Below are 17,244 nucleotides of genomic sequence, written 5' to 3'. Positions count from 1 at the left end.
TGGTTAAAGGTAGCGGTTAAAGACCGGTGTCGCGTACATTTTTAACAGCCAGTCCCTGTGCCGCTCCCTGGCGGTAGCCAGTCGCTGTTCGAAGATGGCACGCTTGTTTTCCAGGTTTTCATTGGGGAACAGGGTTTCAAGGTCAGGAACAGCTGTGCCTGTGTGCAGGTCTTTCAGCGCTTCCCAGGCGAAAAGATTAGAGGGCTGCAACTGGTAGTTTTTATGAATCTGGCGGTCGACTTCGCTCACTACCTCGTTAGCCGACTCATAGTGATCCTTCAGAGGTTTACCGAAGGCAATATGGACATGGCCTTTCTGACCTTCAATGCCTTTGACGATACTGTACATGTCCTCGCCTTCAGACTTTGTGTAATGGCCATTCTTTTCTGTTTCGTACAGTTCTCTGGCTTTCATGTTGTCACAGGGGTCGTACTCGTAAGAGATAGACACAGGCACAATATTCATGGAACGAATGCTCTCGGAAAACGACGCATCTGCGGCTTTCCGGCTCATGTGAAACATCTTGATAATCGCACTGTCGGTCAGGTCGTTACCGTCTTTTGCCCGGCCTTCACTCTGGGCAATCCAGACGGAATGTCCGGTATCAATGGAGTGATGGATGTAGGCTGACAGGGTCTGGAACGCCTTCAGCTTTTCCCTGCGACCCGACAGGGAACGCTTGACAATAAAGCTTTTGTTCAGGCGCATCAGGTCGCTGACAAACGGACGCTGCAGCAGGTTATCACCAATGGCAATTCGGGCGGTAGTCATACCGTTTTTGTAGATGCCGTAATTAACAAAAGCCGGGTCCATGACAATATCACGGTGGTTGGACAGATAGGTATAAGCTTTGCCTGGTTTCAGGTTTTCTATGCCAGAATAGGTGATACGGCTGGTGCTGGATTCGATCACGCTGGACAGGTACGGCTCGATGATTTTCTGAAGTGCATCAATATTGTCGACCCCTTTAAGACGGGATCGTAAACCTCGTCCTGTCAGCCAGTACATGATGCCACCCAGCCATTCAGAGAGGCGTGGAAACTGATGATGTGACAGCATATGCAGTAGTTCGGCATCCTGAAGCAGGCGATCCAGTGTCGGGCGCACTTCATCATCGTGATAAGGTCTTATTTCGTCGAAGCGTTCCATCAGGGCGTTATTCTACGGTCAGGTTAATGGCTCTCTCGAATTATATAGCTTGTTTTTTTACTGGTCTGTAGTCAACGTGTGCCACTTTGTAACTGAAGCTGTGCATGTAACTGGCACAATACATTGACAGAATGGAACCGGATCAGGCGATAGTGGCTTTGCTGGAGCATTATACGTATTATTCTCGGGAATGTGGTATACCCAACAGGTTCAGGCGACAATTCAGCGTAGTCAGCAGAGCAGTAAGGTCAATAAAAAAATGTCTATAAAAATACAGTGCCAGTGCAGAGTCTTAGCGGGTTTGATGCTGTTTTCAGTGACAGGCTTGAGTGCAGATTTTCAGCCGTTGACGGGAACGGCTGAATCGGGTGACAAGGCAGCGATGCTCGAAGCCGGGATCAGTCTGTTGCAACAACAGGAGAGACCGGATTCTGAGCAGGCGAAAGCCTTGTTGCAGCCACTGGCTGATAACGGTAACACTCAGGCTCAGTTATGGCTGGGGCGTGCTTATCGCGATGGCCTTGGCGGAATCGGGAAAGACATTAACAAATCCTTCCGGTACTTTGAGCTGGCTGGAGGCCGTGAGGGCATGAACCCTGAAGCTCAGCTGGAGCTGGGACGAGCCTACATGAATGGCGAAGGAACCGATAAAAATCTGATAGCCGCTTATATGTGGACGGCATTGAGTGCTGAACAGCAGGGGAGCTGGACCAGTAAAGCCGCTAAACAACAGAAGGCATTGCAGGGCAGGCTGACATCTGTCCAGTTGGAAAAAGCAAAAGAGCTGGTGGAACAGTTACACTCTATCTATCTGAAACAACCCTGACACCGTCTGGTTATGATCAAGATATACAGCCCGGAGAATGTCATCGAAGCCCAATGTCTGAAAGACTTTCTTGAACAGCAGCATATTCCCTGTTTTATCGGTGGCCAGTATCTGGCAGGCGCTATCGGGGAGTTGCCTGTGGCCGGTTTGCTGGGGCTGTATGTTGAAGATATGGATGCGGGTTTGGCCAGACGTCTGATCTGTGATTATCTTAATGCGACCCCCGTCTTTTAGGCTATCTTGATTGAAAATTAAATTCTAAAAACAACTCGATGAAACCAGACAGTATTGTGTGGGAGAGAACGGGGGGGATCCTGCGTCACCTTGTTCTGGTGTTGTTACTTGCGTCCAGCTTGATGGCTGCTGTGACACCAGTCAGGGCTGGAGAGGGGGATAGTCCTTTCAATTTTCTCTCCACCCTGCAGTTTCTGGAAAATCGTGGTAATGAGATCATTAATGCATTATTTGAGTTAATGTGCAGGCGCAGGCAGGACGGTGTTTTGATTGACTCATCGCGTTATCACCGGATGATCGTCATGTCGCCCAGAAATAAGGCGATGCCAGAAGGCACGTTGAATACGAACACCCCTGTCAGTCAATTTTCATCGCCTTCGTACTCATCCTCGCCCGGTCAGAATACACGAACTCAAAGCTTTGGGGATGAACTCAGGCTGCGTTTAGAAACGCTGAGGCTGAGGTCTTCTCCACCTGCATCGACAGAGTCAAATACTGATGTGAGTCAAGTCTATCTTGAGGGCGATATATTTGGCCAGGCAATGGAATTTTCGAGATCTCCTGTTTCAGTAAAAGAAGAGGTAAAACCTTTAAGCCATTGCAGCTCTAAAAAAAGGGGAGGCACACAGGAAGGTGTAAAAAATGAAAATACAAAAAAAGTTAAAAAGGAAGCTGGTTCAGGTCTTCGCTTTTTTATTGAAAAGGGGTATGTCGGGGAAGACGAGACTGATTCGGTTCCCGGAGGCAGCGTAACATCTTCTCCGTTTTCTGGCTCTATGGAATTCTTAAACAGCAGTCCTTTAAGGCAAAGCCCTGCACGGCTGTCCAGTATGAATACCGGCAGGCTGTATGATGAGAAACAGGCGAAGAAGCGTCTCGCCCGTAATAAGAGTCGCAGAAGTTTACACAGTGCTGGTCAGGATTCAGTAGACACGGCTTCGACCTCCACTCCTGGCTGGTTTATTCGGCCGGGGGGCAGGCAAACCGTTTTTGACTGCAATATGGTCGATCTGTTTAATCCGGCTAAGTTTGGCAGTTCATACGAGGAATATGCACGTCAGTGTCGATTTTATCATGGCTCTCCTCTGCCATCAGACCGGCAAGCTGATTTTATCGAGGTGTTTGTCAGGGTAATGGATGGCATCAGTTTCCAGACAGAAAGAGCTTATATTCATGACAACCTATTGTGTATTGTTAGGCCTGCCAACGATCCGGTGATGCCCATGACCTTTGAGTTGTGCGTCAGGTTCCAGCGGTATGACCGGTACAGTCTCTCAGCGCTGGCCAGAAATGAGTTTATTCCGGTTGATCATGCCATAGGTGACGATAAAGCTTTTGATGAAAGGGTGGACAGCTTTCTGCGAGCGTTTGAAACCGCTGCAAAGTTTGAAATGTTCAATGTACATGATGAGCTGAATATTGACGTACCTCCTTACGGTATGGTTCGGATGCGTTGTATCGGACGGGGGCAGTGTAAAGCAGTCTTTGAGTTCCCTGACCTGTTTCCCGGGTTGGCATTTTCCTGGCAGCGTGGGCATTCAATGGAAAGCGCCCTTCTGCTTGAGGGGCTTCAGGGAGCAAGTCTGACCGTTTATGAAGAGCTGGCTATGGGCTGGAACCCGGAAACCCGGACACTGATGGATACCGACCAGATCAGGAAACCGCATCACAAAAGCGTTACGTCGACCCGAATACCTTCAGTCTACCGCCTTGTACCGGCAATGGATGGTTCAACGACCGTTGTGGAAATACAGCACCGGATAAAGCCTGAACATCTTGCCCAGACTTATATCAGGCTGGCGTTGGCCCATGGGCTGGATCACAGGGTTGAGATACCTGTGGTTTACAGAGAGGACGTTGCGAGCTTTATTCCGAACTTAAATGGTGAGTCTGCAGAGGAGACTTATTCGGTACTAAGAACTGAATCCATGCAATTAACCCTGAGAGACATTCTGGGTGAAATTTTTGAGACACTGATCAGTCAGCTGATTCAGTTTACCGAAACGCTGGAGAGTTTCAGGTCGTTGAGGAATATCCCCGTCAGTATTGGTGTTGACTCCAAATTGCCCAATTACGCTGTGTATTTTTATCTGGGGCTGGATGGTTCAATGAAGGCAGACCTTAAAAATTTTGATAACGAACCACCCAACCTGAAACTGCTGGATGAAGGAGAACCGCTGTATCGCGGGGGGCCATTATACGACCTGATTTCCAGGTTGTTTCCAGAATCGCGTTTGCAGGAAGATTTTGTAGATCGCGTGCAAAAAATAACGGCATTTCGCAGCTTGTTGAAAAAACTTCTGGCCAGCATTTCAGCGGATTATTTCAAAGATCAGGCAACTGCGAAAGTCGATTTGCAGTGGTTTATTGACCGGATTAATTATGAAACTCAGAGTCAGGAAGTGGGTGAAACACCTGTCACCTGGAGTGAGATTGAAGAATACATGCAAAAAAGCAAGAAGTCTCACAGGGCGTTCCGACTCTACGTCTGGGCTTGCCAGATGGCGGCTAAACTGCAGCCCGGGCGCGTTAATATCCCCCCCGCCTTTATTCCGGTGAATCATGACCAGAAAGACTGGCTTGAGAGCATTCAGAATAAATACAGACATGTTGTAGCCGGGCTGATTCTGCAAAATCAGTTTGACAAGCTGGATCAGCTTCTGCAGTCGATTGTTAATAATGAAACGGATAGCCCTTCTGATTCACCGTTGACTTCAGATCCCTGGTTGTTGAGTTTCCTGGCTCGTATGCGGATGCTGGATGAGCGGGTTGGTTCCCGCTTTTCCAATTACATGAACCGGCTGTATGCAGACCAGCCTTTCGTGTCGGCTCTGGATGCGATAGTCGATGAGTTTTCCCATTCGCCGGAAAGCTTGCTCAGGCAGGATTTTATAGTGGAAGGTGCTCTCCATTCATCAGAACGCTCTCTCCATTCAACAGAACGCTCGCAGCAGGATTTTCAGGATGCTTATGCCTCTTACTGCTTATGGGCTCGACTGCCATTTTTAAATACAGCCGAGCATGCATTTTTCCATAGCTGGTGGGACGCCTGGAGGCAAGTACGATTGCAGTGTGGAACAGCATCAGGGCGCAAAAAAACACCAGCAGAGAAGACGGCCATCGGGAAGACCATGAAGGAGTTACTCCTTACTCTGAATATTCCCTGGGGAGGCACGTTAAAACTTAGTAGCTTTCATCGCCCACAGCCAGCCGTAGCGCAGCTGTTTGGTTTGAACTATAGCCGTATGAGGGCGCTGATACACCGTTTGTTGTTCACAGTGCAGGGCGATGGGGCTGAGCCAGCCACTCAGTGGCTTTTCGACCTGCAACAGTGGTTTGATCCACGTCAGGCGTCTGATGATAACGATTACAGATTGTTAGCTTTGTTTTCGGGGCTGCTCTTGAAGGGGAAGATTTATGTTTTTGAATTTATACACGGTTGGTTTACCGGCATAAGGGAACTGGGAATGAGCTATAACGAAAACGGGCAGTGGGTTGAGTACAATCACTTTATTCCTCCCGAGCAGGTCGATCTGTCCTTGTTCGCTCCTCAGGAAGGAAGGCAGACGCATATTTTATTTCACAATCTTCCTCAAAAAGTACCGGGGCAGAAGCCTCAGAAAAAGTGGTACAGTGTTGGAATACATCAGCCTTCCCCGCAAGTCGACCCGGATCTTGATGAGGTACACCAGAACCCCATTGACGTACCTGATGCACAGTATCCGGTTGACCCGGCCCGGTTAAACCAGCCTGTTGCGCACAACCCGGTTCATCTTGAAGACTATGTTCAAAATCTGAGTACATTATTTACTGCCGCCAGTTTCAGTGTGATCAGAACGCCTGGTGACAACTCCTGCCTCTATCATGCCATTGCTGAAGTATTAGCGCGCAAGCTGGGCAGGCCGGTGAGTGCTGATGAAGTAAAAGCGAGAATCCGACGGTTTCTGGCAACTCTGAAACACAAGTTTCAGCTTAATCTCGGTGCCTGCAATAATCAGGCGCCTCATGTTGTTGAGCCTTATACCAGCGAAGAACTGTACCTGCTGGATATGCTGGGTCCTCAGCTTGATTTGCTGGACGCAGAGATAAATGTCGAAGGTGTCTGGAACGATTACAGTATGATTATTATTGCAGCCAATGCTTTTCAGACCCACCTGACTTTTGTTGTACCGTACACTACACCTGTTCAGACTACTGAAGATGCTGCACCGCACATTGTGCAGGTGCATCCGGCTCAGGATACCCGGGTTTTATCGATGTTACCTTATGAACCCGTCGTGTTTTTTACGGGAGCACCACACTGGGAAGCAGCTGAACCGAACGCTCCAGCGGGCAGCTCTACACTGGAAATGGTTTTTCCGGAAATGATCAGGGAGAATGGTCTGGCTGCGGTGCTGGTGCTCATGCAGGGTAAATCAACATCAATACTGCGCAACCAATAGTTCTCAAGGGCTCAAGGGCTCAAGGGCTTGAAGCATTTTGACCATAGAAATATGGTCTATTCTTAGCGTTCAAATCTAATGACGTGACAGTTGAGTTGTGCTGTTCTCAATTCGCAAAAAAATCATATTTTTTACGGTCGTTCCTGTCACGCTGCTTTATAACCTGATTTTTGGCATCCATCTTTATCTATCCATTCGACAAGCAACGGATACGGTGGCTAAACGTCTGACTGAACAGGTCTGGCACTATGCCAATGAAGTTGACGCTCACATCGTCAACCTTATGCAGCAGGCTAACATCGTAGCGGGCATGATCGGGTCTAACAGCGATGGGTTGAACTGGCTTCCCGGTGATTTGTTGCAGGAAGCACTGGAAAGCAACGCGTTGTTAAGAGGTATTGGCCTGGTCTGGTATGACCACAGCTCCAGCCAGCTTAAAGGTACTCAGGCTTTGCGTTATGGACAATCCATAAAAATAGTAGAGGGTGTCGAAACCTTTGGCCCGTTGTTGGTAAAAGCCTGGCCAAGAGTGGATGACAGCGAGAAAGGTAGATGGATCGAGTCCGGCTCGCTGCAGAACGGTGGGAAAATCATCAGCCATATCTTGCCATTGTATGAAGATGGCAGGCGACTGGGTGTTTTAAAGCTGGATGTTTGTCTCAGTGACCTTCGGATTCGGGTCATTGACACCGATATGGGGCAGCCGAAGTTCTCCATTATCAGTCGACAGGGGGATTACCTGCATACAGACAGCAAAACCGCGAGAAGAGCCCATCACCATAAGATATATGAAACGCTTGAGCTCTACGGGGCTTCGGGATTGTGGGATGATCTGCCCGGGCTTATTGATGAAGGCAAGCCGGTTCTGCGCAAATCCTGGATTCCCATGCGCGACCATGAGTACTGGTTTTTTGGAGCCCCGATCAGGGCAGGCCCCTGGTGGCTGATCACTCATATCCGGCGGGATGTCGCTCTTGGGATGGTCAGGGAGCAGGCCAAGGTGGATGCCCTGGTGATGCTGGTTTCACTGTTGCTGATTTTTACCTGTGCCTGTCTGGTGTCCGACCGAATTACCAGACCGTTGACGCAATTGAAACAGTCGATGGATGACTTTACCTACCGGCAGAGCTACCCGGTAATTGCCAAAATGTCTGATGATGAAGTGGGAAGTCTGGCGGAAAGCTTTCAGGAGCTACTGGAGAAACTGGCTGACCGGGATCAGACATTGCATGACATGCGGGCGAATAACATCGGGCATCTGGTACAGAAACTCAGGGGACAGTACTTTTATTTTAATCTGGATGAGCAGGGGCGAATCATCCATGTCAGCCCGTCGATTCAATCGATTCTGGGGTATAAACCGATTGAATTTTTAGGCCCTGTAAACCGCTTTATTGTCGATGCCTCACAGCGAACCCTGTTTAAGGAACAGCTTCAGGGCGTGTTGTCGGGCAATGCTTCGACTTTTGAACTGGAGGTGTTGCACAGTGATGGCCGGCACCGGCGTCTGGAAATTTTCTGGAGTGATATGTTCGATGTCAAAGGCAGCTACTCGATAATAGAAGGCATGGCCAACGACATTACCGAACGCATTAACGATACGCGAAAATTTAAGGCTTTGCTGGATTCCGCACCCGATGCGACGGTGATTTCCACTCCGGAAGGTATAATCAGCATGATTAATGGCCGGGCTGAAACCATGTTTGGGTTTGAGCAACAGGAACTGGTCAATATGCCTCTGCGATTATTGACCCCACTGAATTGCCGCTCTACACATCCCTTGCTGGGGGATCTTGGTGCCGTCAGCTGGGAGCATTTTTGCCTGACGGGCTTTGAGTCTCATGGTATTGATCGGGAGGGCAGGATCTTTCCTGTCGATATCACCAGCAATCCACTGGAAACCGATGATGGCCTGCTGATTTCTATGGTGGTCAGGGATATTACCGAGCGTAAGCGCATAGAGCGTGAATTGACGGAAGCCAAGGAGCAGGCAGAGCGTGCCAACCGTGCCAAAGGCTTGTTTCTTTCCAATATGAGCCATGAACTCAGGACACCGCTCAATGGTGTGCTGGGGTATACACAAGTGTTGCTGCAGGATCGGGAAGTCCGGGAAGGGCATGAGAAAAGCCTGCGAACCATTGAATCTAGTGGAAGACATCTGTTGTCTTTAATAAACGACATCCTTGACCTGACTAAGATCGAATCGAGCCAGATTGAGTTGCATCCGGTGACTATGGATTTGCGGGAAATGTTAGCCGATGTGCGGAACATGCTGCTGGAAAAAGCAAACAGTAAAGGATTGGTATTAAAGGTTGAATCGGCATCTGATTTGCCGTCCGTTATCGTGGCAGACGAAATAAAAGTACGACAGGTTTTGCTCAATCTGATGAGTAACGGGGTAAAATATACGAATTCGGGCTGGGTCAGAATGCTGGTTGAATTAAGCGGCAGATGTTTGCATTTTGCCGTAGAAGACACGGGTATTGGTATTGATGAATCGGGTTTGCAGCGGGTATTTGAACCTTTCAGGCAATTGAAATCTGAATATATGGCAGGAGGAACCGGGCTGGGGCTGGCGATCAGTCGACACCTGGTAGCAGCCATGGGGGGAGAGTTGACTGTATCGAGTGAGGTGGGCAAAGGCAGTTGTTTTGAGTTTACTATTCCTCTGGAAGCTGGAAACGTTAAAGACCTTCAGGGACGTTACCGGGTGCATCGCGACTCCTATTGTCCGGAATTGCCGGAAAGCTGGAAGGGGCAGTCAATTCTGGTGGTGGACGATATCGACAGTAACCGGGACATGCTGGCGCGTTTACTTGAGATTCCCGGATTTTCGGTGCAACAGGCCTGTAATGGTGCAGAAGCACTGGAAGCGCTTGATCAGAATGACTTCGTTATGGTGTTTATGGATATTCGCATGCCAGTACTGGATGGTATTGAGGCGTTGCGTCGTATCAGGCAAAGACCGCATGGGCGTCGAATAAAGGTGGTTGCTGTCACCGCCAGCGTCAGCCAGGAGGCACGCTCAGGGCTTCTCTCGAAAGGGTTTGATGGCTTTGTCGGTAAACCTTTTGATGCAGCCGGGTTGTACGAATTGATTGAAAGGCAGCTGGGCATAGAGTTCAAGCTGACTCGCAGCAAACAGATGTTGTCTGCCGACCTTGACGAGTTGATTGCAAAGCTGGGCAGAGACAAGCGAGAGCTGTTCACCCGGTGCCTGTGTGAAGCTGTTGAGATGGGGGATCTGGAATCCTTGCAGGAGCAGGTTAAGTCGTTTGGTGAGAATCGGGATTTTAACGAACTGAATCAATATATAGTGCAGTTGTGTGAAGCAATGGATCTTGAGCAGCTGGAATCTCTATTGAACAAGTTGAATGTGAGGGCTTAGGGAAGTAGCAGATAAAAATATCCCATCGCCATCCCCGCGAAGGCGGGGATCCACTACCGTGGTACTCTCTCCTTTACAAGAGCCGCCTTCGCGGGAATGACGGAGGCGCTGGTATGTTATTGAGTGCCGCTTCCCTTAGTAATGCTTACAGCTTCTGTTATCTGCACAACAGGCATAGTATAACTGTCTCTCACAACAGGACTCAGGAGATTGTAGTGACTGACAAATTATCCGATCTGGCTCTGCAACTGTCACTTGAGCTAGGCAGACAGTCATTGAAAATGGCGACTGCTGAATCCTGCACCGGCGGGTGGGTCAGTCAGGTATTAACGGCTATTCCGGGCAGCTCAGACTGGTTTGAAGGTGCAGTGGTCAGTTATTCCAATGCCATGAAACACCGGCTCCTCGATGTTCCCTGTGAGCTACTGGAAACATACGGTGCGGTCAGCCAGCCTGTTGTTGAACAAATGGCGCGTGGCGTTGCCATGAGCCTGAACGTTCCCGTCAGTATTGCCATCAGCGGTATTGCCGGTCCTGGCGGGGGTACCCGGGATAAACCGGTAGGCACTGTTCATATCGCATGGTATTGTCGGGAAAAAACCTTTTCCGAAGCCTTCCGGTTTGCAGGTGAACGGCAGCAGGTACGGGAGCAGTCTGTGGAGGTTGCGCTGTCCGAGCTTATCAGGCTTCTGCAATAATCGACAAATATACTGGACAAATATACATATAGTGTTTAAATATACAGTATGTGTAGCATTTATATTCGCCATGCCCTGCGCAGGCAAGCACTGAGGATGGAATCAGACAATGGATGAGAATAGAAAGAAAGCACTGGCAGCGGCTCTGAGCCAGATTGATCGCCAATTTGGTAAAGGTGCTGTCATGCGAATGGGTGATCAGAAGCAGGAGGCCATTCCCGCCATTTCTACAGGCTCCCTGCAGCTGGATATCGCTCTGGGTATTGGTGGTTTGCCCAAAGGCCGAATTGTTGAAATTTACGGACCAGAGTCCTCCGGTAAAACGACTCTGACTCTGAGTGCTATTGCTGAAGCCCAGAAGCAGGGTGCCACCTGTGCATTTGTCGACGCCGAACATGCCCTTGATCCTCAGTATGCCGGTAAGCTGGGGGTGAATGTTGATGACCTGTATGTATCCCAGCCTGATACCGGTGAGCAGGCTCTGGAGATTACCGACATGCTGGTTCGTTCCGGAGCGGTTGATGTCATTGTTGTAGACTCTGTTGCGGCGCTGGTGCCAAAAGCTGAGATCGAAGGCGATATGGGTGATTCCCACGTAGGCCTGCAGGCGCGCCTGATGTCCCAGGCATTGCGGAAACTGACCGGTTCCATCAAACAGACTAACTGCATGGTAATCTTCATTAACCAGATTCGTATGAAGATTGGTGTGATGTTTGGCAACCCGGAAACCACTACCGGCGGTAATGCCCTGAAATTCTACTCGTCTGTGCGACTGGATATTCGCCGTACCGGCGCAGTGAAGCAGGGCGATGAGATTATTGGTAATGAAACCCGGGTCAAGGTTGTTAAAAACAAGGTTTCACCTCCGTTCAAACAGGCGGAATTTCAGATTCTCTACGGCCAGGGTATTTACCACATGGGTGAGGTGATTGACCTGGGCGTGAAGTTGAAGCTGGTAGAAAAATCCGGTGCCTGGTATGCCTATAAAGGCACCAAGATTGGCCAGGGTAAGGCGAACGCCTGCAAATATCTGACAGAAAATCCGGAAATTGCAGATGAAATTGAAGTGCAGATTCGGGCCGAACTCCTGAATACAGATTCCGAGACAAAAGGTTCGGAAAAGGCAGGTCAGGAACAACTGTTAGCAGAATAATGCAGGAACTATCTGAACAGACACTTGTTGAACAGGGGCAAGCTGAACAGGATGTTCGCCGGGCAGCAATGGACTTGCTGGCCCGGCGTGAACACAGCTATTTCGAGCTGTCTTATAAGCTTCAAAAACGTTTTGCTCCTGAGCTTATCGAAAAGGCCTTGCAGAGACTGGTTAATGAAGGCTTGCAAAGTGATGAGCGTTTTACTGAAGCTTATGTTTATTCCCGCAGCAATAAAGGCTATGGCCCTGCACGTATTCGTAATGAATTGATACAGAAAGGCGTTTCACAGAGTCTGCTGGCGAACTATCTGTTTGACGATGATGACAAATGGTTTTCTGAAGCGAGCCGGCTAAAAGATAAAAAAATGGGAGAACAGAAAAAACTTTCACCAAAAGATCGTATGAAAGTATACCGCTTCCTTGCACAAAGAGGCTTTTTATCGAGTCATATCAATGCCTGCCTGGGATAAAATGTGCAGATTCATTTTTCCGCTCATGTCCTTTTTCCGCTCATGGCTGTTTGAGAGTTGATTCATGTCCTGTTGTTCCCGCTGTGGTTTTGAAGCGTCTTCCTGCTTTTGCCCGTCTCTGCCTGTACTCAGTTGTCAGCATCGGTTTTGCCTGTTAACCCATCCGGTAGAGTTTGCAAAAATCAGTAATACCGGAAAACTGGTCAGGACGATGCTTCCCGATACGCTGGTGGTTAACTGGAGCCGGGTTGAACCTTCAGAAGAGTTACTGACATTGCTGGATGACCCACATTGGGAGCCGGTTCTGTTGATGCCTGAAGCTTACGCTATCTACCAGCAAGCTGTTTATCCGCAAGGCGTGACTGAAGAGAAGGCAGCACCCTCCAAAAAACTGTTTATTCTGTTAGACGCCACCTGGCAGCAGGCACGGAAAATGTACCGGCAAAGCCCTTATCTGCACCGTTTACCCCTGATGTCGCTGAATAATGTGCCAGCATCGGGTTACAGTTTGCGCAGAAATCAACAGGCGGGTCATCTTTGTACCGCAGAGGTGGCGGCTGAAGTTCTGAAAAATGCAGGGATGCCCGAGGCTTCCCGCAGCCTTCATCAATCCGTGACTGACTTTTGTAACCATTACCGGCAGCTTCAGCTGGCGGGAAAGTTAAGCCAGTAAGTGCGTATTTATCAGGCTCTTTAAATAAAATGCACGCATAGATTGATATTTCCTGCTGATTCTATCGTCTGCTTCTATATAATGGCCGGTTTACTATTGCTATTTGAACCTCCCTGACGGAAGACCTGTATGAAAAGCTCTGAGATACGATCTGCCTTCCTTAACTTCTTTAAGGAAAAAGGGCATGAAATTGTGCCAAGCAGTTCGCTGGTGCCTCACGATGATCCAACCCTGCTGTTTACCAATGCCGGGATGAATCAGTTCAAGGATTTATTTCTTGGACGTGAAAACAGGGCTTACACCCGGGCGACCACTTCCCAGAAATGTGTTCGTGCCGGAGGTAAACATAACGACCTGGAAAACGTGGGCTACACCGCCCGTCACCACACCTTTTTTGAAATGATGGGTAACTTCAGCTTTGGTGACTACTTCAAGCAGGATGCCATCCGATACGCCTGGGATTTCCTGACTGTCACCCTGAGCCTGCCCGCTGAAAAGCTGTGCGTCACCGTTTATGAAACCGACGATGAAGCCTATAACATCTGGCTGAATGAAGTCGGTGTGCCGGCTGAAAACATCATTCGCATTGGTGACAACAAGGGCGCACCTTACGCATCGGATAACTTCTGGCAGATGGGCGATACGGGTCCATGTGGTCCATGTACCGAAGTGTTCTACGATCATGGTGAACACATCTGGGGTGGACGCCCTGGCACTCCGGAGGAAGATGGCGACCGTTTCATTGAAATCTGGAACATCGTATTTATGCAGTACAACCGTCAGGCTGACGGAACCATGGAACCTCTGCCAAAACCGTCTGTCGATACCGGCATGGGACTGGAGCGTATCTCCACCATTTTGCAGGGCGGCCACAGTAACTACGATATTGATATCTTCCAGGGCTTGCTGAAAGATGCCTCCAAAGTGCTGGGTGGCGTTGATACTACGGCTGGCTCCCTGCGTGTTATTGCGGACCATATTCGTTCCAGTGCTTTCCTGATCTCTGATGGTGTGATGCCATCCAATGAAAGCCGTGGCTACACACTGCGTCGAATCATTCGTCGAGCCTGCCGTCATGGTCACAAACTGGGGGCAACCGAGACTTTCTTTTACAAGCTGGTGGGATCACTGGTGCGTGAGATGAGCGATGCTTATCCGGAGCTGAAATCCAACCAGGCTCAGATCGAACGTATTCTGTTGCAGGAAGAAGAGCAGTTTACCAGGACACTGGACAAAGGCATGCGCCTGCTGGAAGACAAACTGTCTACCCTCAAAGGTGCTGTGATTCCGGGTGATGTGGTCTTCACTCTCTATGATACTTACGGTTTCCCGGTTGACCTGACCAAAGATATTGCCCGTGAACGTGAACTGACAGTAGACACTGAAGGCTTCAACCAGGCGCTGGAAGCCCAGCGTGAGCGCGCCCGTGCAGCCAGCAAGTTTGGCATGGACTATAACGAACAGCTGACCGTTGACGGTGTGACCGAATTTACCGGTTACCAGTCTCTGCAGGGTGGTTCAGCGGTGAAAGCCCTGTTTGTGGAAGGTCAGGAAGTCGAGTCTGTTTCTGAAGGCCAGAAAGCAACGGTTGTCCTGGAAGCGACGCCATTTTACGCAGAGTCCGGTGGTCAGGTGGGTGATACCGGTAGCCTGACGTTTGCGGGCGGCTCCATCAAGGTGCTGGATACCCTCAAGCAGGGTGACAGTCATCTGCATATCGCCCGAATTTTATCTGGCGAACTGAAAGTGGGTGACAAGGTAGAAGCGGAAGTAAATGCTGAAAAGCGTCATGCCACTGCGTTGAACCACTCGGCTACCCACCTGCTGCACGCAGCACTGCGTAAAGTTCTGGGTGACCATGTCACTCAGAAAGGTTCTCTGGTTGACCCGGAGCGTCTGCGCTTTGACTTTTCTCACTTTGAAGCGGTGAAGCCAGAAGAGTTGCGCGCTGTTGAGCGTATGGTGAACGATCAGATCCGCGCCAATACCGAAGTCACCACGGAAGTGCTGGATATGGAAGCGGCTCAGGCTAAAGGTGCCATGGCACTGTTTGGCGAAAAATACGGCGATGAAGTGCGCGTATTGTCCATGGGCTCCGGCAACTTCTCTGTGGAACTGTGTGGCGGTACCCACGTTGTTCGCACGGGTGATATCGGCTCTATTCGTATCCTGGCTGAATCGGGCATTGCTGCAGGTGTTCGTCGTATTGAGGCTGTCACCGGTCAGAATGCCGATGTTCGTCAGGAAAGTCTGGAAGACACACTGAAGTCGGTGGCTGCGCTGGTAAAAGGCTCTCAGGACACTGTTCTGGAAAAGGTAAAAGGAGTGCTGGAACAGAACCGCAGGCTCGAAAAAGAGATGCAGCAACTCAAGCAGAAGCTGGCGTCAGCTGGCAGCGCGGATCTGTTGAGCAAGGCGGTAGAAGTGAATGGCGTGAAGGTGCTGGCTACGGCACTGGAAGGCGTTGACCCGAAATCCCTACGAGACATGGTTGACCAGCTCAAGAATAAGCTGGAGTCTGGTATTGTCTTCCTGGCAGTACCGGCAGAGGGTAAATTCCCTCTGGCTGCTGGTGTCACAAAAGACCTGACCGGCAAGGTGAAAGCAGGCGACCTGTTGAAAATGGTGGCAGAACAGGTTGGTGGCAAAGGTGGTGGCCGACCTGATTTTGCCCAGGGCGGTGGATCTCAGCCTGAAAACCTGAAAGTTGCGCTGGAATCCATACCAGAGTGGCTGGAAGCGAAGCTGTAACAGGAACAGCAAGCCCCTTACTCCGGTAAGGGGCTTGTCTGACGGGATCTATTGTAATGGATAGCTTTTTACCTATGACCATTCGTGTTAAATTCCTGACTCGGCACAATGATGTAAGAAATAAAAATGGCGCTGTTAGTACAAAAGTTTGGCGGCACCTCTGTGGGCGATCTGGATCGCATTCAGAGAGTAGCCGACAAGGTGAAAGGATTCAGGGATAATGGGCATGACGTTGTCGTGGTCGTTTCCGCCATGAGCGGTGAAACCAACCGCCTGACCGATCTTGCAACCACCATTCAGAAGCAACCTTCGCCCAGAGAGATGGATGTCCTTCTGTCCACCGGAGAGCAGGTCACGATTGCACTGCTTTCCATGGCCCTGGAAGAGAGAGGCTGTCCGGCCCGGTCTTATACCGGATGGCAGGTTCGCATCACCACCGATGATGCTCACACCAAAGCCCGTATCCGGAAAATTGACACTGAACGCATGCAGCACGACCTGTCAGAAGGTCGCGTGCTGGTTGTGGCTGGCTTTCAGGGGTGTGACATTGACGGGAATATTACCACTCTGGGACGGGGTGGCTCAGACACCACGGCTGTTGCTCTGGCGGCAGCACTGGAAGCCGACGAATGCCAGATATACACCGATGTTGATGGTGTTTATACCACCGACCCGAGAGTGGTCGACAGCGCTCGCCGACTGGACCAGATTACTTTTGAAGAGATGCTGGAAATGGCCAGTCTCGGTTCAAAGGTACTGCAGATTCGTGCTGTGGAGTTTGCCGGGAAATACAATGTTAATTTAAGAGTGTTGCACACGTTCCGGGAAGGACCTGGTACATTGATCACGCTGGAGGAGGACGTCGCCATGGAATCACCGGTTGTATCCGGCATTGCCTTTAACCGAGATGAAGCCAAAATCACCATCAAGGGAGTGCCGGACATTCCGGGTGTGGCATCACGTATACTGGGGCCTGTAAGCGCTGCCAATATTGAAGTCGATATGATCGTACAGAACGTGGCAGACGATCGCACAACCGATTTTACCTTCACCGTACATCGCAACGATTATCAACGTACCATGGATGTTGTTGCACAGATTTGTGAAGAGTTGGGTGCCAGGGAGCATGATGGCGACAGCAAGATTGCTAAAGTCTCTATCGTGGGAGTTGGCATGCGTTCTCACGCTGGCGTGGCCACCCGTATGTTTCAGGCACTGGCTTCTGAAGGAATTAATATTCAGATTATTTCCACCTCTGAAATCAAGGTGTCTGTGATTATTGCTGAGAAGTATCTGGAGCTGGCTGTGCGTGCCCTGCACTCCGTTTTTGAGCTGGATAAGGAACCAGCAGCCGAAAACAGTGTCTAATCTCCGGACATACCTTGACTGGGGTGTGATGGCGTCGGGGTATCATCGATCCTGAAGGTCGATAGGAAAAAAACTACTGTCATTCCCAACGG

At 49.9% G+C, this 17,244-nt stretch carries 11 protein-coding genes; 10 read left to right on the top strand and 1 reads right to left on the bottom strand.

The annotated features are described in order from the left end of the window. Positions 1 to 3: 3 nt before the first annotated feature. Positions 4 to 1,149 carry a 1-acyl-sn-glycerol-3-phosphate acyltransferase gene (locus NX722_RS12085; RefSeq protein WP_262568191.1) on the bottom strand — a complete coding sequence of 382 codons (1,146 nt, stop codon included), beginning with the start codon at positions 1,147 to 1,149 and terminating at the stop codon, positions 4 to 6. Between the two features lie 259 nt (positions 1,150 to 1,408). Between NX722_RS12085 and NX722_RS12080 the strand changes: the two genes are divergently transcribed. The 10 genes from NX722_RS12080 to NX722_RS12035 all read left to right on the top strand — a co-directional run bounded on the left by NX722_RS12080 (position 1,409) and on the right by NX722_RS12035 (position 17,152). Next, complete coding sequence (locus NX722_RS12080; RefSeq protein ID WP_262568190.1) at positions 1,409 to 1,975, top strand: tetratricopeptide repeat protein; 567 nt, start codon at positions 1,409 to 1,411, stop codon at positions 1,973 to 1,975. A 12-nt stretch (positions 1,976 to 1,987) separates the two neighbouring features. Then, positions 1,988 to 2,209 carry a putative signal transducing protein gene (locus NX722_RS12075; RefSeq protein WP_262568189.1) on the top strand — a complete coding sequence of 74 codons (222 nt, stop codon included), beginning with the start codon at positions 1,988 to 1,990 and terminating at the stop codon, positions 2,207 to 2,209. A gap of 38 nt (positions 2,210 to 2,247) precedes the next feature. Continuing rightward, positions 2,248 to 6,651, top strand: coding sequence for an OTU domain-containing protein (locus tag NX722_RS12070; RefSeq protein WP_262568188.1), 4,404 nt, complete (start codon positions 2,248 to 2,250; stop codon positions 6,649 to 6,651). A gap of 214 nt (positions 6,652 to 6,865) precedes the next feature. Continuing rightward, a complete protein-coding gene (locus NX722_RS12065; protein WP_262568187.1) occupies positions 6,866 to 10,039 on the top strand; it encodes a hybrid sensor histidine kinase/response regulator in 3,174 nt (1,057 codons plus the stop codon). A 215-nt stretch (positions 10,040 to 10,254) separates the two neighbouring features. Continuing rightward, on the top strand, positions 10,255 to 10,737 hold the full coding sequence (locus NX722_RS12060) for a CinA family protein (RefSeq protein WP_262568186.1): 483 nt from the start codon (positions 10,255 to 10,257) through the stop codon (positions 10,735 to 10,737). A 109-nt stretch (positions 10,738 to 10,846) separates the two neighbouring features. Further along, positions 10,847 to 11,890 (top strand): recombinase RecA, encoded by a 1,044-nt coding sequence (recA, locus tag NX722_RS12055; protein ID WP_262568185.1) that lies wholly within the window; start codon positions 10,847 to 10,849, stop codon positions 11,888 to 11,890. Beyond that, a complete protein-coding gene (locus tag NX722_RS12050) occupies positions 11,890 to 12,360 on the top strand; it encodes a regulatory protein RecX (RefSeq protein WP_262568184.1) in 471 nt (156 codons plus the stop codon). The genes recA and NX722_RS12050 overlap by 1 nt, the downstream gene beginning before the upstream one ends. Positions 12,361 to 12,424: 64 nt before the next feature. Then, positions 12,425 to 13,033 carry a tRNA-uridine aminocarboxypropyltransferase gene (locus tag NX722_RS12045; RefSeq protein WP_262568183.1) on the top strand — a complete coding sequence of 203 codons (609 nt, stop codon included), beginning with the start codon at positions 12,425 to 12,427 and terminating at the stop codon, positions 13,031 to 13,033. A 129-nt stretch (positions 13,034 to 13,162) separates the two neighbouring features. After that, positions 13,163 to 15,784: an alanine--tRNA ligase gene (alaS, locus tag NX722_RS12040; protein ID WP_262568182.1), complete on the top strand. Its 2,622-nt coding sequence runs from the start codon at positions 13,163 to 13,165 to the stop codon at positions 15,782 to 15,784. Positions 15,785 to 15,910: 126 nt separating this feature from the next. Further along, positions 15,911 to 17,152, top strand: a complete 1,242-nt coding sequence (locus NX722_RS12035; RefSeq protein WP_262568181.1) for an aspartate kinase — start codon at positions 15,911 to 15,913, stop codon at positions 17,150 to 17,152. The last annotated feature ends 92 nt before the right edge of the window (positions 17,153 to 17,244 follow it).

The organism is Endozoicomonas gorgoniicola, from assembly GCF_025562715.2.
GTDB classification, from domain to species: domain Bacteria; phylum Pseudomonadota; class Gammaproteobacteria; order Pseudomonadales; family Endozoicomonadaceae; genus Endozoicomonas_A; species Endozoicomonas_A gorgoniicola.
The sequence above is the reverse complement of the archived record's forward strand: the minus strand, read 5'-3'. Positions and strand labels throughout refer to the sequence as shown.